At 58.2% G+C, this 26,181-nt stretch carries 22 protein-coding genes and 1 pseudogene; 9 read left to right on the top strand and 14 right to left on the bottom strand.

The annotated features are described in order from the left end of the window. Positions 1-118 precede the first annotated feature (118 nt). Positions 119-580, bottom strand: a complete 462-nt coding sequence (locus HQN82_RS24770) for a hypothetical protein (RefSeq protein WP_173616272.1) — start codon at positions 578-580, stop codon at positions 119-121. Positions 581-2,715: 2,135 nt separating this feature from the next. Between HQN82_RS24770 and HQN82_RS24765 the strand changes: the two genes are divergently transcribed. Beyond that, positions 2,716-2,991, top strand: a complete 276-nt coding sequence (locus HQN82_RS24765; protein ID WP_173616271.1) for a WGR domain-containing protein — start codon at positions 2,716-2,718, stop codon at positions 2,989-2,991. A gap of 89 nt (positions 2,992-3,080) precedes the next feature. On the opposite strand, the gene HQN82_RS24760 is transcribed toward HQN82_RS24765, so the two are convergent. After that, complete coding sequence (locus HQN82_RS24760) at positions 3,081-3,347, bottom strand: hypothetical protein (RefSeq protein ID WP_173616052.1); 267 nt, start codon at positions 3,345-3,347, stop codon at positions 3,081-3,083. 398 nt (positions 3,348-3,745) lie between these two features. Between HQN82_RS24760 and HQN82_RS24755 the strand changes: the two genes are divergently transcribed. Further along, positions 3,746-4,024: an HU family DNA-binding protein gene (locus HQN82_RS24755; protein WP_006699033.1), complete on the top strand. Its 279-nt coding sequence runs from the start codon at positions 3,746-3,748 to the stop codon at positions 4,022-4,024. Positions 4,025-4,088: 64 nt separating this feature from the next. Here HQN82_RS24755 and HQN82_RS24750 read toward each other — a convergent pair whose 3' ends face one another. Both HQN82_RS24750 and HQN82_RS24745 read right to left on the bottom strand, forming a co-directional pair. Further along, a complete protein-coding gene (locus HQN82_RS24750; RefSeq protein ID WP_173616270.1) occupies positions 4,089-4,421 on the bottom strand; it encodes a hypothetical protein in 333 nt (110 codons plus the stop codon). Between the two features lie 56 nt (positions 4,422-4,477). Then, positions 4,478-4,801 carry a DUF736 domain-containing protein gene (locus HQN82_RS24745; protein ID WP_173616269.1) on the bottom strand — a complete coding sequence of 108 codons (324 nt, stop codon included), beginning with the start codon at positions 4,799-4,801 and terminating at the stop codon, positions 4,478-4,480. A gap of 83 nt (positions 4,802-4,884) precedes the next feature. Here HQN82_RS24745 and HQN82_RS24740 point away from each other — a divergent pair. From HQN82_RS24740 to HQN82_RS24730, 3 genes and pseudogenes are all read left to right on the top strand, one after another. Next, positions 4,885-5,688 (top strand): annotated as a pseudogene (locus tag HQN82_RS24740) (MFS transporter); the annotation flags it as partial. A 678-nt stretch (positions 5,689-6,366) separates the two neighbouring features. Further along, positions 6,367-8,610, top strand: a complete 2,244-nt coding sequence (locus tag HQN82_RS24735; RefSeq protein WP_234904929.1) for a methyl-accepting chemotaxis protein — start codon at positions 6,367-6,369, stop codon at positions 8,608-8,610. Between the two features lie 253 nt (positions 8,611-8,863). Continuing rightward, positions 8,864-9,274 (top strand): hypothetical protein, encoded by a 411-nt coding sequence (locus tag HQN82_RS24730; RefSeq protein ID WP_173616267.1) that lies wholly within the window; start codon positions 8,864-8,866, stop codon positions 9,272-9,274. Positions 9,275-9,646: 372 nt separating this feature from the next. Here HQN82_RS24730 and HQN82_RS24725 read toward each other — a convergent pair whose 3' ends face one another. Genes HQN82_RS24725 through HQN82_RS24715 form a run of 3 tightly spaced genes read right to left on the bottom strand, consistent with a single transcriptional unit; the run spans position 9,647 to position 15,097 of the window. Further along, complete coding sequence (locus tag HQN82_RS24725) at positions 9,647-12,904, bottom strand: error-prone DNA polymerase (protein ID WP_173616266.1); 3,258 nt, start codon at positions 12,902-12,904, stop codon at positions 9,647-9,649. Next, the gene (locus HQN82_RS24720) at positions 12,901-14,412 is read right to left on the bottom strand and encodes a Y-family DNA polymerase (RefSeq protein ID WP_173616265.1); all 1,512 of its coding nucleotides are present in this window, start codon (positions 14,410-14,412) and stop codon (positions 12,901-12,903) included. Before HQN82_RS24720 ends, HQN82_RS24725 begins: the two co-directional genes overlap by 4 nt. Further along, positions 14,333-15,097 (bottom strand): ImuA family protein, encoded by a 765-nt coding sequence (locus tag HQN82_RS24715; protein WP_173616264.1) that lies wholly within the window; start codon positions 15,095-15,097, stop codon positions 14,333-14,335. Before HQN82_RS24715 ends, HQN82_RS24720 begins: the two co-directional genes overlap by 80 nt. Positions 15,098-15,771: 674 nt before the next feature. On the opposite strand from HQN82_RS24715, the gene HQN82_RS24710 reads away from it, so the two are divergent. The 4 genes from HQN82_RS24710 (at position 15,772) to HQN82_RS24695 (ending at position 19,340) form a co-directional block, all read left to right on the top strand. Continuing rightward, complete coding sequence (locus HQN82_RS24710) at positions 15,772-16,737, top strand: magnesium and cobalt transport protein CorA (RefSeq protein WP_173616263.1); 966 nt, start codon at positions 15,772-15,774, stop codon at positions 16,735-16,737. Between the two features lie 75 nt (positions 16,738-16,812). Next, positions 16,813-17,769 (top strand): DUF808 domain-containing protein, encoded by a 957-nt coding sequence (locus HQN82_RS24705; protein WP_173616262.1) that lies wholly within the window; start codon positions 16,813-16,815, stop codon positions 17,767-17,769. 289 nt (positions 17,770-18,058) lie between these two features. Next, entirely contained in the window at positions 18,059-18,835 is a 777-nt protein-coding gene (locus HQN82_RS24700; protein ID WP_173616261.1) for an SOS response-associated peptidase family protein, read from the top strand. A 91-nt stretch (positions 18,836-18,926) separates the two neighbouring features. Beyond that, positions 18,927-19,340, top strand: a complete 414-nt coding sequence (locus HQN82_RS24695) for a hypothetical protein (RefSeq protein ID WP_022557575.1) — start codon at positions 18,927-18,929, stop codon at positions 19,338-19,340. A gap of 1,345 nt (positions 19,341-20,685) precedes the next feature. Here HQN82_RS24695 and HQN82_RS24690 read toward each other — a convergent pair. From HQN82_RS24690 to napE, 7 genes are all read right to left on the bottom strand, one after another. Continuing rightward, positions 20,686-20,928: a hypothetical protein gene (locus HQN82_RS24690; protein ID WP_173616260.1), complete on the bottom strand. Its 243-nt coding sequence runs from the start codon at positions 20,926-20,928 to the stop codon at positions 20,686-20,688. A 636-nt stretch (positions 20,929-21,564) separates the two neighbouring features. After that, positions 21,565-22,266, bottom strand: coding sequence for a cytochrome c3 family protein (locus HQN82_RS24685; RefSeq protein ID WP_081859578.1), 702 nt, complete (start codon positions 22,264-22,266; stop codon positions 21,565-21,567). Then, positions 22,263-22,754 carry a nitrate reductase cytochrome c-type subunit gene (locus HQN82_RS24680; protein WP_173616259.1) on the bottom strand — a complete coding sequence of 164 codons (492 nt, stop codon included), beginning with the start codon at positions 22,752-22,754 and terminating at the stop codon, positions 22,263-22,265. Before HQN82_RS24680 ends, HQN82_RS24685 begins: the two co-directional genes overlap by 4 nt. Beyond that, entirely contained in the window at positions 22,724-25,228 is a 2,505-nt protein-coding gene (gene napA / locus HQN82_RS24675) for a periplasmic nitrate reductase subunit alpha (protein WP_173616258.1), read from the bottom strand. The genes HQN82_RS24680 and napA overlap by 31 nt, the downstream gene beginning before the upstream one ends. After that, entirely contained in the window at positions 25,203-25,490 is a 288-nt protein-coding gene (locus tag HQN82_RS24670; RefSeq protein ID WP_173616257.1) for a chaperone NapD, read from the bottom strand. Before HQN82_RS24670 ends, napA begins: the two co-directional genes overlap by 26 nt. Continuing rightward, a complete protein-coding gene (locus HQN82_RS24665) occupies positions 25,483-25,983 on the bottom strand; it encodes a ferredoxin-type protein NapF (RefSeq protein ID WP_173616256.1) in 501 nt (166 codons plus the stop codon). The genes HQN82_RS24670 and HQN82_RS24665 overlap by 8 nt, the downstream gene beginning before the upstream one ends. 7 nt (positions 25,984-25,990) lie before the next feature. Continuing rightward, a complete protein-coding gene (napE, locus tag HQN82_RS24660) occupies positions 25,991-26,176 on the bottom strand; it encodes a periplasmic nitrate reductase, NapE protein (RefSeq protein WP_173616255.1) in 186 nt (61 codons plus the stop codon). Positions 26,177-26,181 lie beyond the last annotated feature (5 nt).

Genomic DNA, 26,181 nt, shown 5'->3' with positions numbered 1-26,181 from the left:
TTATACTGCCGTACAAGTTTTGAACTGCAATCCGAGCGGGAAATCAATCAAAAAAATAGCACTGTAGTGCAAGTTTTGTTATGGAACGAGGCGAGAGTTACTAAAATGCCCAATGAATTCAGTCGCGTACCCTTGACCATTGATCGGGCTTCCAGCGATAAGAAACCTGCTCGCGATCGCCAAAAATACGAGCCAGTCTGACCGCAGTGCCTCCTTTGACGAGCACGGAGCCAGCATCGGCCCCTGAATGCGCACGATAGATTCGGCACGCGAAATTCGGGAGTTCCCGCTGGATCCTGGAAGCAGGCCAGCACGATGAAACCTGATAGGGAGAACGATCGAGATCCGTCTTCAGATCGCGTGAGACCTGCTGTACCGGGCCGAGCCGGTGGCGCCCAAACTGGGTACCGTACTCCAGCTGACACTCAATGATATTCGCTGCATAGTGTTTGCAGGCAGCAAGACTGAGATAGGCATAGGGCGCTGGCGGCAGCGGCCGGGGCGGCTGCTCAAGTTGTCCGCACGCTGCCAAGGGGATCGCAATGGCCAACGGCCAAAACAGAGCTTTCAGGATTTCCACGGCTCACCTCCTAAGTTTCCTGCTGGGATCCGGCGTGTTCGAGAGCCTTGAGAAAGAGATCTCGCGCGAGCCCACAAAAGGATGACGATGGTTGCGCCATATGCAGCTGGGTTAAGACCAGTCCCAGGCTTCCAATCGTCGCTATAATCTCTGCCAGGTCGTCGTTGAGGTTGTCGCGCCACATCTCGCGCCAAAGATGGCCTTTGACCAGGATCGCATAGTCGTTTCGCGCAACGCTGAACCACCGCCGGTGAGAACAGAAGGATGCGCTCGTTGACCAACAACCTCCGCTGTCCAAGGCGTACGAACCCGTTCATGATCGGCGACCGAATGACGTCTGGCGCGCGACTTTCCTCGCAGTGCTCGCAGACCTGGACCAATCGGTCGTCCCTCAGAGAGAACGTGTTGTGAAAACGGCCCAACAGAAAACGTTCAATAATTTCGGTGCGACCGACAATCGATCCCACGACTGCGAACGCACCGAATCGTGTCCCGGCTTGATTGGCATCATTCTCATCAGGTGCCCCTGCGATGCTTACTAAGCTGGAGGGGCCGGCCACAACGCCTGCGGTGCGCGTCTCCACGCCGCTTTGTCGGCAATCAATGACCGGCGCCCTGTACCATTCCTTCGTCAGTAGTGATCGGTGGCTCGTCAGTGGGAAACCGTCCTGCTGTTTCGCTTCGGAAGACCTTGCAGTTATCTGCGCAGAACCGCTGCCCGGCACCGTGCAACACGTGAGAGATGTCACCGGCAACGGATGGACACCGCCGCAAAACTTGTACTTCAGTATAATTTTGAGCAGTCATATACCAGGTTCTCAAGAATGGAAAGTGCGATGAACTGCGGCAACCTCGAAGCAATTCAGTGGCATCCTCTCTTCCGGACGCCGACCTCTTCAGGCTGACAATCAGCCATGCATCGCACGGAGATCAGCGAAATCATCGCCTCATCGTGAATACGAGGCTTCAAGCTGGTGCAGGGAGCCCACAGGCCGGGCTGTACCGAACGACGGCCGCCCATCACATATTCGCACTCGATGTGACGCTGCTTCCCGGCACCTCGCAACTCCGACAATTGATCAGCACAGTTCGCGCGGACGCGGGTTCACCTGATTACTCACCCGCTGCTTCTTCGAAACATTCAATCGCAGCTACGCGCGTCCACCTGTTTACGCAAACACTCGTCCACCCAGACGCTCAGCCATTGGTTCGCTCACAGGCCGATTTACCTAGAAGCCAAACCGTCGTTTGGTGGATCGGCGCTCCACCTATTCACTCATTTGCACAGACGCCTGCTACCTGATTCAGGGATACGCTGATTCACCGAGCAGCCTGGTCCCTCAAAGGCCGACGCGCTGAGACCCCTGTTCGCTGTATTGGCCATCCACCCAACCAACCGGTTGCTCAACCGGCGGATCGGCATTTTGTCTATTCGCGGTTTCGCCCGTTCACCTATTCGCTGAAGAGCTGCTTTCCCGATCGCGTCTGGGGTCAATAATCCAAGAGGTCGCCTGCTCGCCTTTGAGACAATCGCCCCTCGGGCGAACGGCTATTGGTATACCAATAGCCTATCCTGCCATCTCCCACCAAAGCGGTCCGGGCGCCGTGCCCGGCGCGCCCATGCTGTTGCGGGTCGGCAGACGAAGCAACGGCGAACACAGGCTTGGCATGTGATCCGCGCCGGAGCAGCAGCGAGGTGCGGGACCGGTTTGGTGGGAGATATGGAACGGGGCGTCGTCGTGAGTTGCCGGGATGTCGGTAGCCCGGCATCGATTGCAAGGGAACGAGGAGACGGCGAGCGCGCCGCAGGTGGGGAGGATTGCGTGAAGCCGGGGCCGGGGCATGAGGGCGCAGCAAAGGACAGTCCTTCTCTCGGTCTTGTGTGGAGAAGTCGCGGCAGCGTCCGCTTGACCGGCCCAACCTTCTCCGTTTGTGCCGCAACCGCGGGAAGGACGCGACGCGAATGGGCGGAGACCGTTCTCGGGCTCAGTGAGCGTTGCCCGCTTGCACCTATCGCCGCGGGCGGCCCGCTCAGATTATCAGCCGGAAACCCATCATCAGCATGAATCAATCAAGGCCGACCGATTCAAATATGTCGTTGGACGCCGAGTTCGCCTTGTCCGATTCTCCGTTTCATGATTGCACAATCCTACCAGATCTATGTCGAACGCATCGACGACAGGAAAAACATGGCCCGCTTTTATGCCATGTCGATCGAGCCCAACCTGTTCGGCGATGCCTGTCTCATTCGTCGATGGGGTCGTATCGGCGCGAAGGGTCAAAGGCGGGAGCATCATTTCGCGCGTGAGGAAGACGCCGTCAGGCTCTTTCTTCGGATTTTGCGAAAGAGACGATCGCGCGGATACAGGCCGAAACCGCATGCCCGGCAAGCTGAATCGGCTGACAGATAGCGAAGGGTGCGCCGCGGGGCCGATACCCTCGTTATGCGGATGGCATGGAGCTGACGAGGAATCGGACTCCGACCACTACCTCCCCGCAGTTATGGCGACAGGTTCCGGCAACTGCCGATACGGAGCGAAGCTTCGGGTTTGAAGCGCCGGTCGATCCGGCGCGTCAGACCAGACGATTTGGCAAAACCGGCCTCAGAAGGGCGGCTCCACTCGATGACACCCTCCTGCTCGGCCATGATCACCGCCAACTCGGCGCATGCGAGTTCCAGCTCGACCTCGATTTCGCGGCGTTCGTCGCGGTACACGGCGTTTCGCAATTCGGCCCGCAGTTCTTCAATGTGTTGTTCCAGAAGCATCGTCGTCGTCTCCTTGACGTTTGTGAAAGACGACGCGCGCGGTCATGGGGGCGTGGCGGGGTCAAGGATCGCGCCAGCGACCGGCGGAGCCGGCGAGTGGGGGTGCCGATTTTGTTGGAGCGCAGGGTACCGGAGCGGAGGCAAAATTTGGGGGACCACTCGTCCTTGAGGCCGGCATGGCACCATGGCATCCTCGGACGGACTGAGCAGACATTTCCTCTCCGTATCGCACCCGGACCCGAGGACGGGCTCGATGCCCATCTTCGGGTAACTGACGTGTGATTAAGTGAATAACTGTGGAGATCCCGGGCTTTGCGAACGATTTGCCGCGGCGTGTCGATGACAGACCCGGCCGACAATGGCAGGGATTCTGCATCTGACACGATGCGGAGAAGAAAATGACCACGACCAATGAAATCGCCGACAAGATTGCCAGCGAGCATGGCCTCACCAAGGTTCAGGGAAAAGCTATCGTAGAGGCGGTGATCGCTTCGATCACCGAGGCGGCCGTGGCCGGCAACGAGACATCGCTGCCGGGCTTCGGCAAATTCAAGGTGAAGGACACTCCGGAGCGCGAGGCGCGTAACCCTGCGACTGGCGCGACGATCAAGGTTGCCGCCGCGAAAAAGCTGGCTTTTACGCCGGCCAAAGCTCTCAAGGATGCGCTGAACAAGTAATCTTACCAGGCAAGCAAAAAAACAGCCCGGCAAGCGTGCCGGGCTGTTTCGTTCTAGGCTTGCATCAGCAGGCAGATGTCACGTTTATAAGATCCTGGATAATCGTATCGCTGACAACGTGATGCGCTTCACGGGCGTGATCGTCCAGCAGCTTGTGAAGAATGCCGGATGCCAAAGGTATGAAGTCGAAACCGCGCGCGATTGCCGCGGTGCGCAGTTGCGACAGTGTTTCGAACTCCCGAAACTCCGTACCCAGCCAGAGCTCCAGATCCTCGCCATCGGTATCCGGAAATGCCCGGAGGAAGAACGTCTGAAGCGGACGGTCGTAGCCGATGATGGCATCCGGGTCTGAGTGGCGGAATGCGGTCCGGGTGACAGTGATTGTGTAGCGGCTCATGGCGGTCTCCTTTGGAATGGGGAGGCCGGCCCCGATGTCGGAGCCGGCGGTCCGGTTCAGGCCGGGCTGTTCCAGAGGATGACCTTCTTGCCGGGCTCGCCGCCGGGAGCTGGTGCTATGTTGCCGAAGATCACGCCGATCTCGGGTGCTTCGAGCGTGACCGAGAGATATTCTTCGCCGGTCTGGCGGGAGATGCGGTTCCAGCAGGCGCCGATTTCGAAACCGGTCTTGCGGTGGATGACACGGAAGTCTGGGGCTTCCTTGCTGGCCTTGTTGGCGTTGGGTACAATAGCGATCGGGGCGTTGACCCGGATGGTGGCGAAGACGCCTTCGAGAGTGCCGTCGGTCTTTTCGGTGAGGGTTGCGATCGTGGTAGCCATGGGATTGTCTCCTTCGTTGCATCGGGACCATTCCCGATGGCGCCCGAAGAAGGGGCTGTGCCGCAGGCGTCACCGAAGCTTAAGCGGAGCCCCCCCCTGCGGGGTTGACGCTGATCGCGGCCGGTCCCTTAGAAAGGCGACATAAAGAACGGGAATGGTCCTTGATTGCGACATCGGCAGGAGACCTCGCCCTGGCTGCCCTTGCGGATCCCGCCAAGTACCGCGCTCGTGGCATGCGTGAGTGGCATTCGGACGGCAGCTGGGCCTCCATTCCTGACAAGCGCCCGGTCATTGCCATGCTGTCGCTCGGCCTCTTGCTGATGCTGGCCAATATGTCGATCGAGCCGATCATCACAGTCTATGTCGCTCAGTTTGTAACCGACACCGATGTGACGATGGTTTCGGGCGTCGTGATGGCGGCTGCGGCGCTTGGCAGCATCATATCGTCCTCATGGCTCGGTAAGCTTGCCGACCGCATCGGCTGCTGGAGGGTCATCATGGTGGGGCTTGCCGTCGCGGCGCTCTTGTTGGCACCGCAGGCTTTCGTGAACTCGGCCTGGCAATTGATCGGCTTACGCTTCCTGATGGATGTAGCGCTCGGCGGCCTTCTGCCCTGCATCACCGCGGTGATCAGGCATAACGTTCCAGACGCAGCGACGGGCAGGATTCTCGGACTCTCAATCTCTTCGCAATATGTCGGCCAGGTGGCTGGCCCGGTCCTTGGCGGGTTTATCGGGGGCTATATCGGCGTGCGCGCCGTGTTTCTCGGAACCTGTATCCTGTTGGCCACCGGAGGATCTTTTGCTGGTGGATCGGTCCGAAGGAGGACGCCGGGTGACGCCCCTCTGTTCGGTTTTGGAAGCCTCAGGGAACCCTGCGTTTTTTAGTGCCGGCACGTTCAAGGGACTTAACGTCATGACTTTGCTCACGGCGTGCCGGTTCCGGTATGACCTCAAGTCGCGCCGGGTCCGACAGAATGCCAGCGACCCGCATCGCTGAAAATATACCCCGTTGTCGAATCAGACCGTTTTACATTGGGCTGACCTTGCGGATTTCCCTCCACCCGGGACATTGCGCGTCCCCTATAAAACGATACCTTTTGACTGACGCCGTTGGGACCAGCGCTGCACTGCATCACCAGAGTTCTCAGCTTAGCAACGCGCCCTTGATATGACGCTGTTCCTGGGCGCAGTGCTCATCACAGGATTCCGGAATTCCGGGTCGCCACGAGCCCCGCAGGCGTGAAAAAATAGAGAGCCTGTTGCGTTCCAGAGCAAAGACAGCAGGCATGAAATCATCAGCGTGCTGGAGTCGAAGCTAGCTCTCTCTCGCTTGCGGCCACCTTCAGCTGCGACATTCCGCCCTTCATGATAGCCGATCTTGTCGATGTCGCAGTGCTACCGCTGACCGAGAACCGCGGACACCTGCTGCGCGAATAACGTTGGAAGCCTAGGGCCGCAGTCAATGGATTGGAAGACTGAATATTCACAAATTTTCATCAAATTTTAGGTTTCACTAAATAACGATCGGCGCGGGGAAGCAATCATGCCTGGGGAAGATTTCAAGTGTCCGTCATCACCGTAAAAAAACCGATCTGGATCAGAATAACAGCTTATGGCTTTGCGTCCGTGCTTTTTGCGAGCGCGGCAATCGGCGGATTGGCATGGTATCGTCAAAACGAGATGAATTCGCGAGCTCTTCACAGCAAGGCAGAAAGCGACCTCCATGTCATTCAGACAGATATGGCAGCCATACAGCGCTCCGCATCGGCTCTCGCACTGATGCTTGCCGGTGAACCGGATATTGCCGGCTACATCCAGAATAACGATCGCCAGAAAATTCTCGATAAATTCTCGTCAAACGTCAAGGCCGTGGCACAACACGGCGGATTGCAGAATTTTACCGTCGCGGATGCGAACGGAAATGTAATCGCACGCGTGCACGCGCCTGAGAAATTCGGGGATAACTATCTGGCTCGCCGCAAGACAGTCGGCGCGGCGGTCACAACGGGAAAAGTGGCGGCGGGAATCGAACCGGGCCGAACCGGAATTGGCGTTTATGCCGTCGCGCCTGTTTTGGCCGATGGAAAGGTCGTCGGGGTGGTAGACATCGGCACGGAACTGTCCAACGCCTATTTTACACCTATCGCAGAGCGCATTGGCGCTGAGATCTCCGTGAATGTCATCCAGGACGGAAAACTATTTAATCAGTCCTCGACGGATGGAGGCAAGCCCTTCCTGTCGGACGATATACTTCAGTCAGCATTTGATGGCGCGTCTGTTTTTGAACAAACTGTGCTTGATAACCGCGATATGCTGATCAAAGCGGTTCCGTTCACGTCCTTCGCTGGCGATAAAATAGGTGTCTTCGAGATCGGTACTGATGCGACTACGCTCTTGGCGGAAGCCCGTTCATCGCTCTGGACCATGATCGCTGTCACTCTCCTGACCTCACTATTAGCTCTTACTGCCTTTTTTCTGTTCGCTAAATCTCTTGGCAATGCAATCGGCCGGCTGACGGGCACGATGACCAGGCTCGCATCCGGTGATCTTTCGACGGATATAGACGGTGAGGATCGCTCTGACGAGACCGGTGCGATGGCCCGCGCCGTTCGGGTCTTCAAGGACAACGCCTTGAAGACAAGGGAACTCGAAAATCAGGCGGATGAACAGCGGCAAATGACCGAGGAGCAACGGCGCCAAATTGCCGAGCAGGAACGTGTCCGTGCAGAGGCGATGGCAGAGGCCACAAATGGGCTTGCTGCAGGGCTTACGCGTCTCGCCTCAGGCGATTTGACGGTCACTCTTGAGCACAGCTTCGCACCGGATTTCGAAAGCTTGCGAACAGACTTCAATGCAGCTGCCGAACAGTTGCAAGGGACACTCAGATCGGTTTCGCAAGCCGTAGCGTCTATTGACAGCGGCTCGCGTGAGATCAGCCAGAGTGCAGACGACTTGTCGAGGCGCACCGAGCAACAAGCGGCGTCTCTCGAAGAGACTGCGGCCGCCCTTGACCAGATTACGGTGAATGTCACCAATTCCTATAAGCGCGCAGAAGAAGCACGAAATATCGCAATTCAGGCAAACGACAGTGCCCGCCAGTCGGGGACCGTGGTGGCCAATGCTGTTGAGGCAATGGAGCGGATAGAACAATCCTCGGGCCAGATTTCCAACATCATTGGCGTCATTGATGATATCGCGTTTCAGACCAATCTGCTCGCGCTCAACGCAGGCGTTGAAGCCGCGCGCGCAGGTGAAGCGGGAAAAGGCTTTGCAGTGGTCGCCCAGGAAGTTCGTGAACTTGCCCAGCGTTCCGCCAATGCAGCGAAAGAAATCAAAAGCCTGATTAGCAAGTCCACTCATGAGGTCGATAACGGGGTCAGGCTTGTCAGCGAAACTGGCGAGGTTCTCAAAACGATCGAGGATTATATTGTCACGATCAATCAGCACATGGACTCCATTGCCACGTCCTCCCGCGAACAATCGGTCGGCCTTTCCGAAGTCAATACTGCTGTCAATCAGATGGACCAGGTAACCCAGCAAAACGCAGCCATGGTGGAGGAGGCCAACGCTGCTGGCGCAACCCTTGCCGCAGAAGCTGCCCGTTTGCGTGAGTTGATCAGTCAATTCCAGTTGCGTCGAGGTAGCATTGCTGCGTCGCAGGAGACGGCGGGACTTCATCACATGGCCTCTGCCATGGCAGCAGCATCTGGCTCCGGACCGTTGACGAGGCGGTCGCGGAACACCGCAGTGGTCTCTGCTGGTTACGGCAGTGCTGCACTTGCGAATAACACCTGGGACGAATTCTAGGGAACCCTCAGCGTCACATGATCTTCTCTGCCGTCGGAGGCCGGGACGTTACTTTCCCGGTAGATGACCGGCACGTCATGTCATAGCAAATCATTGCACACAAGATCCCGAACGAAGCGGGATGACCTGGCGTGCTTGCGGAATAAGATTGGTCTGGACTCTCTGGCTTCGATTTGACTTATCATTGACACGCCTTCCGGCCGGACCATTTCCATAACGCCCGTCTTGAGAGCAGGCTTGCTGGTGTGCTGATTTGTTCATATTCGAAAAACTCTTCTATCGGGTCAGGGTCGCCTTGTGGCGGGTGTCTTTCTTCCGGCTCAATGCGTCCCCATGGCCATTCAAGGTGGAGGTCTCCCGTCACATCGACGCTTCCGAGCCCGACGAAGGTGGGTTCTATGCCTACCATTACGAATACGACGTATATGTATTTTCAGATGGGGTGATGATGTTGACGGCGCGCGCCTACATCGATGAGCCGACCAAGGCAGAGTTGATCGGTTGGGCAAGGAGTAATCGTAGCTGCCGGCTGAAGAAAAGTGATTTGAATCACCCACTTGTTTTGAGGGCCGTCGAGCATCTCCGTCAGGCCGGTAGATCCGACCTTTCTTGGCTGAGTGCCAAGGATCGGGGATATGTCCGGGTCAATGTCGCTGCGGCTTAGAGATTCCCAGGAAGGCAGCGACCGGAATTGTCTTTAGGCCCTGGCCTGAAAGTTTAACGGCTGGCGTAGGTGGATGAAGGACGCCTTTCACCGCCGCGCAGCTGGCCGCAGTGGCAATTTAAGTGCTTGTCATCGCAACAGGAGAGTTCCTGCGCCTTCGATAACAAACGAAAGATAAGGATCAACAGGCTCCGCCCGGAGAGTCTTGGAGCCCGTACTGAGGCCGCCATCGCTTTGCGCCTGGATCGGTTACAGGTGTCCATGGGCGACGTTGGCATCGCAGGCGTCGAGCTTGCAAGCAGGTTTTCTCAGGCACAAACGCCGCAGCCGATAGCCGGGTTTGTTCGCAGGAAATTTTCGCGAGGTAATAATTCATTGAAAATTCCGGCTCTTCACTTTCAGCGTTTCGATATGGAGATCAGGCACGAACATATCCCTTGGGACGACCGGCTTTGGTCGATCGCGTGAATCCGGCCCGCCGCCTCCGTGGGCAAACTCATCGCCGCGACCAGCCGGCAGCCTGAACTCCGTATCGCGATCAGCAAGCCCTATCATATCCCCTGAAAGATCGAAGAGTTGCTGGGCGACGAGATGGACGACCTCCCCTTCCCGCTGAATCCGTCCGTTGATCGCCATCATCGAAGATCCCAGCACGATGCGCCTGCGTTTCTCGAACAGGGTGGGCCAGACAACGATGTTGGCCGGTCCGGTCTCGTCCTCGATGGTGATGAACATCACACCCTTGGCCGATCCCGGCTTCTGCCGCACCAGCACGAGGCCAGCGGTGTAAACCCATCGGCCATCCCGGGCATTCATCGCCTCGGCACAGGAAATGATATTGCGTGCCGACAGGTCCTCGCGGAGAAAGGCGACAGGATGCTGGCGCAAAGTCAGCCCGATGTGGCTGTAGTCCTCGATGACGTTATGGCCGTCCGTCATTTGCCGAAGCGCCACCTCTGGCTCCTGCTGCTCGGCAATCGCCGTCGCCTCGCGTTCGGCTGCGGCTGCAAACAACGGTAAGGGCTCGTCGCGCAGCGCCTTGATCGCCCAAAGCGCATCGCGTCGTTCGAGTTTCAGCGATGGCAGAAAGGCGTCGGCCTCTGCCAGCTGGACAAGCGCTTCGGTCGGCACGCTGGACCGGCGCCACATGTCATCGACTGAGGCGAACGGGTTGTTCATGCGCGCTGCAACGATCCGTGCGGCGTCCGCGACAGCCAGCCCTTTCACCTGCCGAAACCCGAGGCGCACAGCATGACGATCGCTGCCTCCAATCCTTTCCAGCGTGCAGTCCCATCGCGAGCGGTTGACGCAAACCGGCCTCACCTCGACGTCATGCTTGATCGCGTCCCCGACGATCTGGGCCGGAGCATAAAAGCCCATTGGCTGGCTGTTTAGAAGGGCTGCACAAAAGACGTCGGGGTAATGGCACTTGATGTAGTTCGAAGCGTAGGCAATCAACGCAAAGGAGGCCGCATGACTTTCCGGAAAGCCGTATGAGCCAAAGCCTTCCAGCTGCGAAAAGGTCTTTTCGGCGAACTCGGCCGAATATCCGTTCTTGACCATGCCTGACACCAGCTTGTCCTTGAAGCGCGAGACGCCGCCGGTGAACTTGAAGGTCGCCATGGATTTGCGCAGCTGGTCGGCCTCACCACCGGTAAAGCCGGCACAGACCATGGCGACGCGCATCGCTGACTCTTGAAACAGCGGCACGCCCAGCGTCTTGCCGAGCACCGCCTCCAACTCGGGTGTCGGATATTCGACGGGCTCCTTGCCTTCGCGACGACGGAGATAGGGATGCACCATGTCACCCTGGATTGGGCCGGGGCGCACGATCGCAACCTGCACGACGAGATCGTAGAACGTGCGCGGTTTTAACCGCGGCAGCATCGCCATCTGCGCACGGCTTTCGATCTGGAAGGTGCCGAGCGTGTCAGCCTTGCGGATCATTGCATAGGTCGCCGCATCCTCTTGGCTGATTTTCGAGAGATCAAGATCCTGCCCTTTGTGCTCGCGGATGAGATCAAAAGCCTTGGCCATGCAGGTCAGCATCCCGAGCGCCAAGACGTCCACCTTCATGAATTTCAGTGCCTCAACGTCATCCTTGTCCCATTCGATGATCTGCCTGTCTTTCATCGTCGCCGGTTCGATCGGCACGAGATCGTCCAGCCGGTCATGGGTGAGGACAAAGCCGCCGGGATGCTGGCCGAGATGACGCGGCGCGCCCATCAACTGCTGCGCGAGTTTCAGGGTGAGCGCCAGACGCCGGTCATTGGGGTTGAGGTTGAGTTCCCTGATGTTTCGGTCGGGAACTTCTTCCGACCAGGACCACATGCCCGATGACAGCGCCTTGATGACATCTTCAGGCAGGCCAAGCGCCTTGCCGACATCGCGGATTGCGCCCTTGGCCCGGTAGCGGGTGACGGTTGCGCAGAGTGCCGCCTTATCCTTGGTATAGGTCTTGTAGATCCACTGGATGACCTCCTCACGCCGTTCATGCTCGAAGTCGACATCGATATCCGGCGGCTCGTCGCGTTCCTGGCTGACGAAGCGCTCGAAGAGAAGGTCATTGGTGGAGGGGTCGATCGAGGTGATGCCAAGGATATAGCAGACAGCGCTGTTGGCCGCAGATCCCCTGCCCTGGCAGAGAATGCCCTGACTTCGGGCAAAACGGACGATCGAAAATACCGTCAGGAAGTAAGGCGCGTATTTCATGGTGCGGATGAGATCGAGCTCGTGCCGAACGGTCTTTAAAACATCCGGTGGCAGGCCTTCCGGATAACGATCCGGCGCACATTCCCAGACATAATGCTCGAGCGATCCTTGAGCATCCTTGCCCGGCACGATGGCTTCCTCCGGGTACTGGTAGGTCAGTTCCTCAAGCGAGAATTTGCAGCGACGCACGATTTCCAGGGTTCGCGCGAGTGCTTGCGCGTAGCGCGGAAACAGGCGTGCCATTTCCTCCGGTGGCTTGAGGTAGCGGTCGGCGTGGCGTTCGCGCTCAAAGCCGACATCGTCGATCGTGGTGTTGTGCCTGATACAGGTGACGATGTCCTGCAATTGCCGCCGGCCCGGCTCATGAAACAGCACGTCATTGGTGACGACGGTTTTGACTTTGAACCGGCTCGCCATATTGGATATCTCATGCAGGCGCAGCTGGTCGTTCGGTCGCCGACGCAGGCAGAGCGAAACGTAGGCGCGATCGCCAAAAAGCTCAGCCATCTTACGCAGCTGCGCGGCACAGGTAGCATCCGGCAGATCCGGCACCAGAATGCCGATCATGCCCTCGGAGTAAGCGACAATATCGTCCCAGTGCAGGATGCAGTTGTTCTTGCCGCCGCGCGACTTGCCGAGCGTGATCAGCCGCGTCAGACGCGAATAGGCGGCTCGATCCATCGGATAGACCAGCACCGACATGCCATCAGCCAGATCGAGCCGACAGCCGACGACCAGGCGCAGACCGGTGGCGCGGGATGCTTCCAGCGCCCGGACGATCCCGGCCAGCGAATTACGATCGACAACGCCGAGTGCATCGATACCGAGCTGTTTCGCCGTCTCGAACAATTCCTGTGCAGAGGAGGCGCCGCGCAGAAAGGAAAAGTGGGTCGTGACCTGGAGCTCGGCGTAGCTCATGCGAAGATCCCGTGGCAGAACCAGCGATGGGACCCGGTCTCGGGATCCACTCCGTCGCCGGAGCGGAACACCCACAGGCGCTCGCCTGCCTCGTCCTCGATGACAAAGTAGTCGCGTACCGCCTCCATCTCGGCGTCGCGCTGCCACCACTCCCCGAAGATGCGTTCCGGGCCATCGGCGCGTTTGACCTTACGGCGCTTGCCGCGCCACACGATCGAGACGGGCGGCCGGTCAGGCATCAGAGCGATTGCCTCGATCAGTTCGGGCCGTGATAAAAGCCGGACTGGACGGCGCCAGTGGCTCACCCAGCCAATTGCAATCGGTTCAGCGACCGGACTGATCCGCTGGACGGAGCGTTCCGGCACATCGGATGCAACCGGCGCGACGCGATAGACCCTCTGTCCACGGTTTCCATAAATGTCGATCAGAGGCGTCACATCGGTGATGTCATCCTCGACCAGAGCAGAGACTTTCTGCGCCTCCTCCAATGGCTCTACCATGACGGCGACAAGGGTGAGCCTCTCGATCCCGAAACCCGGCTCGATCTTTTCCGTCCGGTCCCGAAACAGTTTCGTCAGCCAGGCGATGTCGCGGGCAGGCTTGGCGGTGCCTGCGCGAATGGCCTGCTTCGTGCCATCGACCTTTTCGACGATGAGGTCGGCACGGCGGACGCCGAGACCGCGGCGCTGGAGTTCCTCGACCAGTTGGACGACAAGGCAGCCGACATATTTGTTGATCGTTTCGGCAGCGCCAATCGGTTCAGCGAAGGCTTTCGAGACTTCGATCAGCTCAGGCGTCCGGATCGGCTCGATAGGCTCGGCAATACGACAGAGCGTCTGGTCGAGACGGCGCCCAACCTCTGGTCCAAAGCGCAACGTCAGCGGCGCGCGCGGGGTATTGGCAAGTTCACCGATCGTCTGGAAACCAAGGATGCGGAGATCGCCGACAATCTTTGCCGGCAGACGCAGGAGCGATATCGGCAGATTTTCAACCGCCCGCACTGTCTCACCCGGCGGAATGACGATCGTCTCGCGGTTGATTGCACGGACGCAGGCATGGGCCGCACCCCAGCTGTCGGCGACCGCCACACGGGCGCTCAACTTCCTGCCCAGAAACTGGTTGGCGATCTTTGTCACCATTGGCAGCTCGCCGCCCTGCAGATGGTCGGCGCCTTCGGTATCCATGACAATGCCATCGATCCCGTCGACGGCAACGATTGGCGAATAGATCGTCAGCGCCCAGAGCGTGATGCGTTCGAGGGCTACCCGATCGGCTTCAAGATCCGCGTCGACCATCATCAGACCGCGAAACAGCGACTGCGCCTTCGCCGCCGGCATGCCGACATGCACGCCTGCCGCTCTGGCAGCCGGGTCGGCAGCCGAAACCCATCGCTTCGATCCGCTTCTTGCGATCACGGCAATTGGCTGTTCAGGCGAAATGGAGGGATCCGCCCGCCGAATACGATCCGTCGGCAGATCCGGAAGATAGATCGAGACGACCCTTGTCATCACACGCCCTCACGAGAAACTCAGCACACTCACCCGCTTTCACGCGCATCAATTCCAGAAACCATTGAGGCCTGCCCACCCCCGGTACCGGCAGCTCCTCGGACGGCATCACACTCACCCGCCACCTGGTTGTTGACGCCGTCGGCTGGCCAAAATCATTCGCCTCGGTCTGCCGTCGCCATCGCCGGACGGCAAGAGCCATCGTCCCGGTTCGCTCGGCGGCTAGCTGCAATCGGCGGGAACTGACCATTGGCAAGCGGACAAGTTCGCCGACGACAGCGCCGAGACCGCCGAACGACAGTCCCTCCTCCATATTGGCCAGAACATCCTCTTCCCTGTCGGACTCGACAAAAATAACGCGGTCAGGATGGAGACCGACCTGGGCAAGCGCCGGAAAAAACAGATCCGGTCGCGTCAGACACCAGATGACCGGGCCTCTGGTTCGCGCGGCAATGCCCGCGACAAAAAGCGCTGCTGCCGCGCCATCGACAGTACCGGCTCCTCCGCCCGCAAACTCATGCAGGGCTCCATAGGCCAGCCCGCCGCCAGGCAAGGCCGCATCGATCTTGGGGACACCGAAGGCGAGCGTTCCGGCCCGCTTCGCGGCTGCGCCCTCCATCGAGGCGATGCGGTCACGCAAGTCACAGATCAGATCTGTTACCCCCTTGGGGCGGGCAGCAGTCATCGTTCACGGCTCCCTTCAAGGTCGTGTTCAAAGGATCGACATCATGTCGTACGGGCTATCTGTTCATTGTTTGTTCCTATAGTGCAAAAGAGTCAAGCACTACAAAGTTGAGGAATATTATCCCAATATTAGCAAGGTCGAAGATTCGAAAAAGATTCAAGGACGTAGGAAGCAAAAGATTTTTTTGCATGTGCCTGTTGTCGAACCCATGCGGTATTGTCGCGGCGACGGACGCACATGGGTGTCGTCAGTGCGAAAAGTGCACGTTGCGGCGATTGCATTGGCGTTTGGTACAGCGCGATGTCCCTGGATTTCTCTTTTTCAACGGGTTCTCCGGGCAACGAAACGCGATCCTGCGGATCTCGAACCGGAAGACCGTTGCGGGCGCGACCCTCTCACGTCGTTTAGGGGACTGAACGAAGCTGATATTGGCCGTACTCCATCGCTGTCGAAACGTCTCGTTAAAGTGCCTGTTCCGCATTGAGATCAGTTTGAAGCCCGCTTCCCCTCAACGAACTTCAGATTTGCAGCATCGTTCCCTGCTTCGATGCAGTAGCAAAGTGGCTGATTACGCCCTATGACACAGTCCTGGCATTTAGACTTTGCGTCGCCCTCTTGCCACGGCTGTAGCTGGGTGCCACATCGCAAGCCATTGGCATTAGAGAGCGACCTTCATGACAGTTATAGCCTCTTACATCTATCGGCTCGGCGAGCGCACCGAAAAACTCCCCTTGACGGGCGACCCGTTCCAAGAGACCGATGGCGAATTTGCCTGGATCGGCATTAGCGACCCGACACCCGATGAAATGGCATGCCTCAAGTCGATGTTCGATCTGCATCCATTGGCGGTAGAAGATGCCCTCAATGGCAAACAGGTGCCCAAAGTCGAAGTCTATGGCGACCAGCTGTTCGTCATCATCAAGACCGCCCATCTCGAAGGAGACAAGATTGCCTATGGCGAGACCTGTATTTTTGTCGGCCGGCACCATGTGATCTCCGTTCGCCATGGTTCGGCACGCTCACACAGGGAGTTACGGGAGCAGCTCGAACAGTCTCCACAACTCCTGGATCACGGGCCCGACTATGTCCTGCACGGTATCATCGACTTCGTCGTAGACGGCTATCTTCCGATGGTCGAGGCTCTGGAGGACAAGGTGCTCGAGATGGAAAAGCATATGCTGATCTCCTTTCTCGAACGCGAGCAGATCAGACGGCTTTTTCGCATGCGCCGACAGGTCATCCGCTTTCAGCGCATCCTCGGCCCGATGGCCGAGGTCGTGGGCAAGCTGACAAACCTCGAACTGCCCTGTATCGACGACAATGCCAAGGCCTATTTCCGGGATGTGCTCGACCACGTTCGGCGCGTCGAGTTCATGATGTCAGGTCTGCGAGAAATCATTACCTCCGTGTTCGAAGCCTCAAACCTTCTGGAACAGCAGCGTCAGGGAACAATCACCCGGCAGCTTGCTGCCTGGGCCGCGATTCTCGCCGTGCCTACGGCGATAGCTGGCATTTATGGAATGAATTTTGAGCATATGCCGGAGCTGAAATCAGAATACGGCTATTATATCGTAATCGGTGTCATTCTTACACTTTGCGCTATTCTGTATTCCAGTTTCAAAAAAACAGGGTGGCTGTAGTGTGATCTCGTCTTTCAATGACTGTCGAGCGTACAGCCTAAATCGCATCGCGCTGAAGCCGTAAAGGAGTTGGATTTGGCCACTGGACTGATCGCATTGCTTGATGATGTTGCAGCCATTGCGAAGGCGGCGGCGGCCTCTTTGGACGACATCGCAACGCAGACAGCGAAAGCCAGCGTGAAGGCGGCGGGCGTCGTGATCGACGATACTGCCGTTACTCCGACCTATGTTATCGGCCTGGCTCCTGCGCGCGAGCTTCCGATCATCGGAAAGATTGCGCTCGGATCGCTGAAAAACAAGCTGATCTTTCTCCTGCCGATCTGTCTTGTGCTTGGATATTTTGCTCCATGGCTCATTACCCCCCTGCTCATGATCGGCGGAATTTATCTGTCCTTTGAAGGCGCGGAGAAGCTTCACGAGGCCTTCTTTCCTCACGTCACCAAGCACGATCAGGCTCAGAACGCGGCGCTCGACGCGGCGGATCTCGAAAACCGCAAAGTTTCCGGCGCGATCCGGACCGACTTTATCCTCTCAGCCGAGATCATGGCGCTTACGCTTGCCGGGGTTTCGACATTGAGCATCTATTCGCAAGCTGCGGTGCTGGCAACCGTCGGCATCCTGATCACCGCTGCAGTATATGGTGTCGTGCCCATCATCGTCAAAGCAGACGATGTGGGACTGCACCTGGCAAAGGCAGGAAGCCCTTTAGCAAGCAAAGTCGGAGCGGGCCTCGTGAAGGGCGTGCCCGTGCTTTTGAAGACATTGGCTATCGTCGGGACGGCGGCAATGCTGTGGGTAGGTGGAAGCATCATCGTGCACAGTCTGGCAGGGCTTGGATTGCATCAACCAGAGCATCTGATTGAAACGTTTGCATCTAATATCGAACACACAGTGGCGGTTCTTCCGCAAATCACCAAGTGGCTGGCCACCTCTTTGGCCCAGGCAATCATCGGCATTGCGACAGGCGCAATTGCAATCCTGCTCCTGTCCATCTGGAAGCAACTCATTCCTGGCGACACCAGGACCAGCTAGCGTTCCGTCGCTGGTTTCATAGAACCAGGTGCGGTGGATTACGCACGTGTAGCTGCTATGGTCGTTCTGGATGGACCTTGCCAGACTTGACGGAGGCGCAAGGGCCTTCCGCATTGGGTTATGTCCGGCGCCACAGTGGCCGCGCTTGTGGACGGCTTACGACAAAGTGCGACGGGCTCCTACCAGGTATGGGGGAACGGCAGGACAATACCCGCGTTTATATGCTCCACTAGTGAAGCGCACGTGATGCGGTGAACACATTGCATCCGGACCAAGGGGAACTGCCAGCATGTGCAACCTTTATCGGATGGAGGACAAGGACTGGGTCTCGAAGTGGGCCCAGGACGCCGAAAGCCTGATCAACCTGATGCCGGCCTATCAGATGAACCCCGACCAGATGGGGCCGATCGTCCGAAACACCACGGACGGCAAGAAGCAGCTGGTTCATGCACGATGGGGCCTGCCCTCGCCGATTTTCGTGCAGAAGAAAGCTGCGGATGCGAGGGCGGGAAAACTGAAGGCCAAAGGTCAGGCCGTCGATATGGATGAGCTTATCCGCATGGAGCCGGACCGTGGTGTCACGAATGTGCGCAAGCTAAACCTGCCTCACTGGACGCGATGGTTCGGCGTCGAGCACAGGTGCCTTGTCCCGGTCACAAGCTTTGCTGAACCGGATCCGATGAGCAACCAGGAGGGTGGCAATGTGCCTAACGCCTGGTTCGCTCGAGACGAGGCGAAATCACTCATGTTCTTTGCTGGCATCCACGTGCCGCAATGGAAAAGCGTCCGCAAGGTCAGGGACGGGCTCACAACCGACGACCTATACGGTTTCCTGACGACCGATCCGAATGACCTCGTCAAGCCAATCCATGAAAAGGCCATGCCCGTCCTGCTGCTGACGAAGGAAGAAACCGAAGTCTGGATGCGGGCTCCGTGGAATGAGGCAAAGGAGCTCGCCCGCCCGCTCCCGAACGGCGCGCTGATCGTTTCGTCACGCGAACCATACGGATCAACGATCATTTCGCAAAGTGGAGAACCGGTGGAGGAGCAAGGACGCCTATTATAATCGGCGGCCATTACCTCACCACAGTCTGGGCCACAGCCCTGTCGATGAGGAGACTAAACCCGCCGAACCGTTCGGAGAGAGGAGAAGGAAGATGCATATCCACCCTTACATTCTCGAAAATCATGGTGTCTATCCCAAGAGATTTCTGGAGGATGGTCAATTCTTCGGTGTGCGGAAAACCACTCACGATAATCTCGACCAACGGCTGGTCGCCGAAGTCGACCGGGAATCCGACCTGACTGCCTATTCGGGATACGTCGCCATGGAACTCTGGGCAGATGATGACGACATTCCGACGGGAGCGAGGATTGAGATATTGTTCAGCGACCGGAAAGGCATCGCCGCCCTCCTCTATGACCATCCCAACATATCCGATGCTTTCATTGAGTGGGTATTCTGCACCTCACCCGTCGATGCCTTGACTGAATGGAAGAGGAAGGTCCGCTGGCCGCTGATGGAAACATCGAGAGGGCCAGTCGATATAATCGGAGATGCCCATCAATGAACGTTGAGAGCAGTAAGGCCGGCGAGGGCATTCATGAGAACCAGTGGTGCAAGCATGCCGGCTGCAAGCGCCGCAGTAACCTCAATTGAGGATCGAATTTTTCGGAACAAATCATCACAGCGACGATTGGGTAGGCGGATGGTCTTTCCCCCGTCCATGCGCTTGCAGCCTGTCATGGTTGCACACCTTCGAACCCTCCGCTCTGGAGGGTTTCTTTTTGCTCACATCGCAAGCAAGTTATGCCTTCAAAAGCCATCAGTCGGCCGGCGATGGCCTGCTACCGGGATGCAACTCCGTACCCTTGAAAGCTAATCGCTCGACTCTTCCACGAGACGTGTTACACTTTTTGTATTGTCACCAACCGAATACATAGGCGGTGGCAGCTGAGGGTTACTACGCGCTCCCGCCTATATCGTGTGGAGGACGGCTGTGCCCAAACCATCCAATTTCCAGGAATGTCCGCTTCGACGCCTCCTTTTTCGCTGGGCCGCGCGGTTTACCGCTGACGGGCGGATGCAGAGCCGGCTTGTTGAAAAAACGATAGGCGAGATCATTCGGGATTTTCCGGGCGCCGATCACGACTCCAGGATCGATGTAGAGTTACTCGCGACTTTGCGAGGTGTCGCTTTGCGGGAATTCACTGCTCGTCCTTGCCCCGGCAGTGAGCGTCGTTCCGACAACGGTCGATTGTCGAGCGACTGTCAGTGATAGCGGACGACGTTCCGGGTGGACCGAAAAGCGCATCGGCTATTTGCGAAGTTCCGCGCTATCGCCGGTCGAAGAGTTTACCGCAGTCGTTCGATTTGGCCCGGTTCGCGAAAACGAACGGCATTTTGACGTTCTCCAGTACAATCGGCACATTCAGCAGTGCCTGATCGTGGATCTTCGCGTCAACGATTGCGGTGTCAACGTGCCGCTCCAGTAACGGACTGAACACGCATCGTGTTGATCGAACCGAGCTCAAGACGATGGCCCCTGCTGCCTGCAACCGCTGACGGCACGCAAATGTGTGTATAATGCGCTGCTCTACGATGAACAGCTTCCCGCGAAACGCTTGCAACACGGGCATATCCTCAGATGGCTCGAGGCGGAGCGTGGCTCGGGTATGGGTTATGCGCGCGTTCTGCCGAGCCTCCAGGGCAGACGCTGCCAGCCTCGGCCCATCGCCGCATCGCACCGGCATGGTTGCCGATTTGGAAACTGCAAGCCGCCCAGGGCCAGCCGCAGAGCTTGGCAGGGATGAGCAGTGCGAGCTTCGGGCCACGTCTCCAAAGCCGGGACGACGAACGCCTAAAAAATCGATGGAAGTAGATCCAAAGTTAGCCCGCAATTCCGACCTTGGAACCTATTCAGCCGCGATACTGCTTTTATCCAGCAACGCGATGAAGGCTTCTCGGAGGTTTTGGCAACGATAAAGCAAATCGGCCTTTTCATGTTTCAGCCGCCGCAAGAGAGCCAACTCCCTGTCGCTGGCGTCGTTCGACATAGCACGAAGTCGAAGGTCGGTTTCGATTTCTCGAACCGCCACTTCACACGCTCCAATCTCCTTAAGGAGCCGATCCCAGTGTTTCTCCAGCACAAAGCTCACGTCGTTGGTCCAACCCAATCGCGATTTTCACCGACTGTTAACATAACCGAAGAGACCTTGGAGCGGCGATTTTATGTATGGTTAACACCACGGCAAAATTCCGAAGTGCGGCTGACCCGGGCTCCGTCAGACAAGTCTTGGCGGAGACCCGTTGGAAATTCTGGATTGCCGTATCCCTCGAAAATTCGCGAACCGCATGTGCTTGTCCGGCAAATACCCACGCTGACCTTACGCAAAGCGGCGTTACCAGGATTTCATGTGAAGAACCATGGTCATCAGCGATGCCCTGATAAACGGTTGTTACTGCCCTCGATTTTGCTTGTGAGAAATCCGGTAAAACGAACTGGTCTCGCCTGCGCATGAGCTGGATATGACTTTTATGGATATATCGCTTGATGGTGAGCCGAATGCCGCTACCGTCCTCCTGAAAGACGTTATTTTTTCAAGACGATTGCACCCGACCTCGAGCAGATCAGCATGGGTCCCGGGCCATAGTTCGCGCAGCTTCCTCCTGGCGGAGGATTTCCGGTTTAACGATCGTCGCCGTTGTCCTGTTCGAACGGATCGCCTCATAGGCTTCGACGCCCGCACAGACGGCGCGGCGATCGAAGGCTCTCTTTGGAACCAGGGGGGTTCCTAGAATACGTTGCGGTGCACATCGCTCATCGCCCGCCGCAGATCATCGATCGCAGATGCCGTCTGTCCCGGTTCATCGTTGAGGGCCGGCGGCATTTTCCAACCCGGGTCGATGCCTTCCATGTTCGGCAGTTCATGGGCGATGCCCTTGTGGCAGTCGATGCAGGTGGCCTTGCCAGTCAGCAGATATTTGGAATGGATATCGGCGGCGCGCTGTGTCTGTTTAGTAAAGTCCATGGCGACGGAGGAGTGGCAGTTGCGGCATTCCAGACTGTCATTGGCCTTGAGGCGCGACCATTCGTGCTGGGCAAGTTCCAGCCGCTTGTCTAGAAACTTCTTGCGGGTGTCGATTGTACCAAAAATCTTGCCCCAGACTTCCTTGGAGGCCTGCATTTTGCGGGCGATCTTGTCGGTCCATTCATGCGGCACGTGGCAATCGGGACAGGAGGCGCGCACGCCGGAACGGTTGGAGAAATGCACCGTTCGAGTCAGCTCCTCATAAACATTGGCACGCATCTCGTGGCAGGAAATGCAGAAGGCTTCCTTGTTGGTCATCTCGAGCGCGGTGTTAAAGGCGCCCCAGAACATCACGCCACCGACGAAGCCGCCTAGCGTCAGGAAGGCGAGGCTGAGCGTGCCAGCCGGCGTCGTCAGAACCGCCCATAACCAGGCGAGAAGTTTCTTCACACGGGTAATCATCATTCGCTACCCGCCGGTTTGACGCCCATCGTGCTCATGTCCTCAAACGTGCTGGGCACAAGCGGTCGGGTATCAGCCTGCGGGACATGGCAGGCGGTGCAGAAATAACGGCGCGGCGAAACGTCCGCCAGCATCTGGCCTTCGCGCGTCATATAGTGGGTGACGCTGATCATCGGCGCGCCGGAATCCTGCGTGAACTCGCGTTTGTGACAGGAGAGACAGCGGTTGGCATTGACCGAAAGCTGGTAACCGTCGATCGAATGCGGGATGACTGGCGGCTGCTCCGGGTAAGCGCGCATGCGTCTAAAATCGTCGACCACCCATTTCGGCAGGGGTTTGGCGGGTTCGGTCTGCATGGCATCACCGCGCGGGCCGGACAATTCCGTCACCATCTGCGCAACGGCCCCCGTCGCCAACGCCACGACCAGAAGCGTGGCGGCGATCCATCCGTGTTTCCTGATCATGCGACTGGCTCTATCTTGACTGCGCATTTCTTGAAATCCGTCTGCTTGGAGATTGGATCGGTTGCGTCGAGCGTGACCTTGTTGATGAGCTGGCTGGCATCGAACCACGGAACGAAGATGACGCCTGGCGGCATGCGGTTGCGGCCGCGCGTTTCCACCCGGGAACGTATCTCGCCGCGGCGCGACACGATGCGGATTTCCGCGCCCTGATTGAGGCCGCGCTTTCGCGCATCGTCGGCATTCATGAAACAGCGGGCGCCCGGGAAAGCCTTGTAGAGTTCCGGCACACGCATGGTCATCGAACCGGAATGCCAATGCTCCAGCACGCGGCCCGTCACCAGCCAGGTATCGAATTCCGCATCCGGGGATTCCGCCGGCGGTTCGTAAGGCACGGCAATGATGACCGCCTTGCCGTCCTTGTTGCCGTAGAATTTCACGCCCTCGCCCGGCTTTACATAAGGGTCGTAACCCTCTCGGTAACGCCACAGCGTTTCCTTGCCGTCCACCACCGGCCAGCGCATGCCGCGCACCTCGTGATAGGCATCATAGGGCGCCAGATCATGGCCGTGGCCCCGCCCGAAGGCGGCATATTCCTCAAAGAGACCCTTCTGGAGATAGAAGCCGAAGTGTTTTGCTTCCTGGTTTTCGTATTCGGCGTTGATCTCGCTCAGCGGGAACTTGCCGACATCGCTGTCCTTGAAGAGCACCTCGTACAGCGTCTTTCCGCGATAGGCGGGATTGGCGTCCAGTATCTCCGCCGGCCACACCTCATCCGTGGTGAAGCGCTTGGAGAATTCCACCAGCTGCCAGAGGTCGGAACGCGCCTCACCCGAGGCCTCGACAAGCTGATGCCAGACATGGGTGCGCCGTTCGGCATTGCCATAGGCTCCCTCCTTTTCCACCCACATGGCGGCGGGCAGGATGAGGTCGGCGCTCATAGCCGTTATGGTCGGATAGGCATCGGAAACAACGATGAAGTTTTCCGGGTTGCGATAGCCCTGATAGGTCTCGTTCTTGGTGTTGGGACCTGCCTGTACGTTGTTATTGACCTGCACCCAGTAGAAATTCAGCTTGCCGTCATGCAGCATGCGGTCCTGCTGCACGGCGTGGTAACCCGGCTTTTCCGGGATGATGCCGTGCGGGATGCGCCAGATTTCTTCGGCATGTTTGCGGTGCTCGGGGTTCGTCACCGTCATGTCGGCAGGCAGGCGGTGGGCGAAGGTTCCTACCTCACGCGCCGTGCCGCAGGCCGAGGGCTGGCCGGTGAGCGAGAACGGGCTGTTGCCCGGCTCGGAAATCTTACCCGTCAGCAGATGGATGTTATAGACCATCTGGTTGGCCCAGACGCCGCGAACATGCTGGTTGAAACCCATGGTCCAGAGCGACATGACCTTGCGTTTCGGGTCGGCATAAAGCTCGGCCAGCTCCTCCAGAAAACCGGCTTCAACGCCGGTCATGGCTGCGGTCTTTTCCAGCGTGTACTCGGAGACGAATTCCTTGAAGGTTTCGAAATCGATCGCTTCGGTCTTGGTCGGATCCGCGGAATTGGCGGCATTCATCTCCACCGGATTGTCGGGCCGCAGGCCATAACCGATATCGGTGACGCCGCGCACGAATTTCGTGTGGTTTCTCACGAAGTCTTCGTTAACGCGCCCGGTCTTGATGATGTGGTTGGCGATGTAATTGAGGATGACGAGATCGGTGCCCGGCCTGAAGACCATCGGGATGTCGGCAAGGTCCATGCTGCGATGGGTGAAGGTCGAAAGCACCGCCACCTTCACATGGTCGAAGCCCAGACGCCGGTCGGCGATACGCGTCCATAAAATGGGATGCATTTCGGCCATGTTCGAGCCCCAGAGAACGAAGGCGTCGGCATGTTCGAAATCGTCGTAACAGCCCATCGGCTCATCCATGCCAAAGGTGCGCATGAAGGCATAGGCAGCAGACGCCATGCAGTGACGGGCATTGGGATCGAGATTGTTGGAGCGGAAGCCGGCGCGCATCAGCTTTGTTGCGGCGTAGCCTTCGAAGATCGTCCATTGGCCGGAGCCGAACATGCCGACGGCCGTCGGTCCCTTCTCCTTCAACACCCGCTTACACTGCGCGGCCATGACGTCGAAGGCCTCGTCCCAGCCCACAGGCTCGAACTCGCCATCCTTGGCGTAGACGCCGTTTCTCTTGCGCAGAAGCGGGGTCTGCAGCCGGTCCTTGCCATACATGATCTTGGACAAGAAATAGCCCTTGATGCAGTTGAGGCCGCGATTGACCTCCGCCTGCATGTCGCCGTGGGTGGCGACGACCTTGCCTTCCTTGACGCCGACCATGACGCCGCAGCCCGTGCCGCAGAAACGACAGGGCGCCTTGGACCATTTGATCTGCAACGCGGAAACGCCGCCCGGCACCGGCTGGGCGGCGGCCGGCAGCGCAATGCCCGCCGTTGCCGCCGCAATACCGGCGGCATGCGCCTTCAATAGATCACGCCGCGTCAGTTCGCTGCTCATCGCCGCTTGTCTCCTCTGTATCGACGTGTTCGAAAACCATGTTGGCGGCAATCACACCGTCGAGTGTCGAAATATAAGTGAGCGTATCGCCCAGCATGCCTGTGCTCGTGCCATCGATGACGATGACGATCTTGCCGTTGCCCTCGCCATGAACCTCGACATTGTCGAGCGTTAAAAGCGTTGCGAGCACGGCGTCGCGCATGTGCGGCACCACGGCCACCACGGCGCTTGAAACATGATACCGGCCTGTATTTTCAAGCATATTGCATCTCCGTGGCTGCTTCCTTGATCTCGATCACGCCGGCCGGGCAGACGGACACGCAGGCCCCGCAGCCGGTGCAGGCTTGTTCGATAAGTTCAGGCACGAAGGGCCCGCCGCGGCGGGGACGAAACCGGATGGCCTCGGTCGGGCAGGCATCGCGGCAGGCCTGGCAATCAATATTGCCGAAAGCGAGACAGCCCTCGCCGATCGCCATGACATGATCGAAGCGTTGCGCGGCGGGTGCGGCAAACACCGGCTCCGGACAGGCCTCGGCGCATTTGCCGCAAAAGGTGCATTCTCCGCTGGAAAAATCCACCGAAGGCAAGCCGCCCACCATGGCAATGATGCCGGTGGGACAGGCTTCGACACATTTTGCACAACCGCTACAAGCGGTGAGGTCGCTCAACGCGACCCCGGGGGGACAGATGCGTGGTCTATGTTTTCGCCCGCCACGCAGCAAATCGCGCCGGCTGAAAGAGGCTTCCATCATCATGGCGCCCTCAATGACCGGGCGGCCCCGGAGGGCCGTAAATGATCTGGAACATCCAGACGATAAAGCCATAAGCCCCGACAAATCCGACCGCCAGAACGGGCCAGATCCCAAAGGCCAGAACGGCGAAGGTCACAAGCTCCCTCGTCCGGCCAGTCTTTTCATCTGCGTGTTGAGGCGCGACTATTTTAGGCATATTCG

This window comes from Agrobacterium pusense, from assembly GCF_013285525.1.
GTDB classification, from domain to species: Bacteria; Pseudomonadota; Alphaproteobacteria; order Rhizobiales; family Rhizobiaceae; genus Agrobacterium; species Agrobacterium pusense.
This window is presented reverse-complemented; position numbering and strand designations above follow the sequence as displayed.

Excerpts from the sequence above, each read along its gene's own strand:
- napE (WP_173616255.1), bottom strand. The coding sequence starts at position 26,176 with ATGCCTAAAATAGTCGCGCCTCAACACGCAGATGAAAAGACTGGCCGG.
- HQN82_RS24715 (WP_173616264.1), bottom strand. The coding sequence starts at position 15,097 with ATGACTGCTGCCCGCCCCAAGGGGGTAACAGATCTGATCTGTGACTTG.
- HQN82_RS24695 (WP_022557575.1), top strand. The coding sequence starts at position 18,927 with ATGCATATCCACCCTTACATTCTCGAAAATCATGGTGTCTATCCCAAG.
- HQN82_RS24670 (WP_173616257.1), bottom strand. The coding sequence starts at position 25,490 with ATGCTTGAAAATACAGGCCGGTATCATGTTTCAAGCGCCGTGGTGGCC.
- HQN82_RS24745 (WP_173616269.1), bottom strand. The coding sequence starts at position 4,801 with ATGGCTACCACGATCGCAACCCTCACCGAAAAGACCGACGGCACTCTC.
- HQN82_RS24665 (WP_173616256.1), bottom strand. The coding sequence starts at position 25,983 with ATGATGATGGAAGCCTCTTTCAGCCGGCGCGATTTGCTGCGTGGCGGG.
- HQN82_RS24720 (WP_173616265.1), bottom strand. The coding sequence starts at position 14,412 with ATGACAAGGGTCGTCTCGATCTATCTTCCGGATCTGCCGACGGATCGT.
- HQN82_RS24685 (WP_081859578.1), bottom strand. The coding sequence starts at position 22,266 with ATGATGATTACCCGTGTGAAGAAACTTCTCGCCTGGTTATGGGCGGTT.
- napA (WP_173616258.1), bottom strand. The coding sequence starts at position 25,228 with ATGAGCAGCGAACTGACGCGGCGTGATCTATTGAAGGCGCATGCCGCC.
- HQN82_RS24725 (WP_173616266.1), bottom strand. The coding sequence starts at position 12,904 with ATGAGCTACGCCGAGCTCCAGGTCACGACCCACTTTTCCTTTCTGCGC.
- HQN82_RS24710 (WP_173616263.1), top strand. The coding sequence starts at position 15,772 with ATGACAGTTATAGCCTCTTACATCTATCGGCTCGGCGAGCGCACCGAA.
- HQN82_RS24750 (WP_173616270.1), bottom strand. The coding sequence starts at position 4,421 with ATGAGCCGCTACACAATCACTGTCACCCGGACCGCATTCCGCCACTCA.
- HQN82_RS24760 (WP_173616052.1), bottom strand. The coding sequence starts at position 3,347 with ATGCTTCTGGAACAACACATTGAAGAACTGCGGGCCGAATTGCGAAAC.
- HQN82_RS24680 (WP_173616259.1), bottom strand. The coding sequence starts at position 22,754 with ATGCGCAGTCAAGATAGAGCCAGTCGCATGATCAGGAAACACGGATGG.
- HQN82_RS24765 (WP_173616271.1), top strand. The coding sequence starts at position 2,716 with ATGATTGCACAATCCTACCAGATCTATGTCGAACGCATCGACGACAGG.
- HQN82_RS24700 (WP_173616261.1), top strand. The coding sequence starts at position 18,059 with ATGTGCAACCTTTATCGGATGGAGGACAAGGACTGGGTCTCGAAGTGG.
- HQN82_RS24755 (WP_006699033.1), top strand. The coding sequence starts at position 3,746 with ATGACCACGACCAATGAAATCGCCGACAAGATTGCCAGCGAGCATGGC.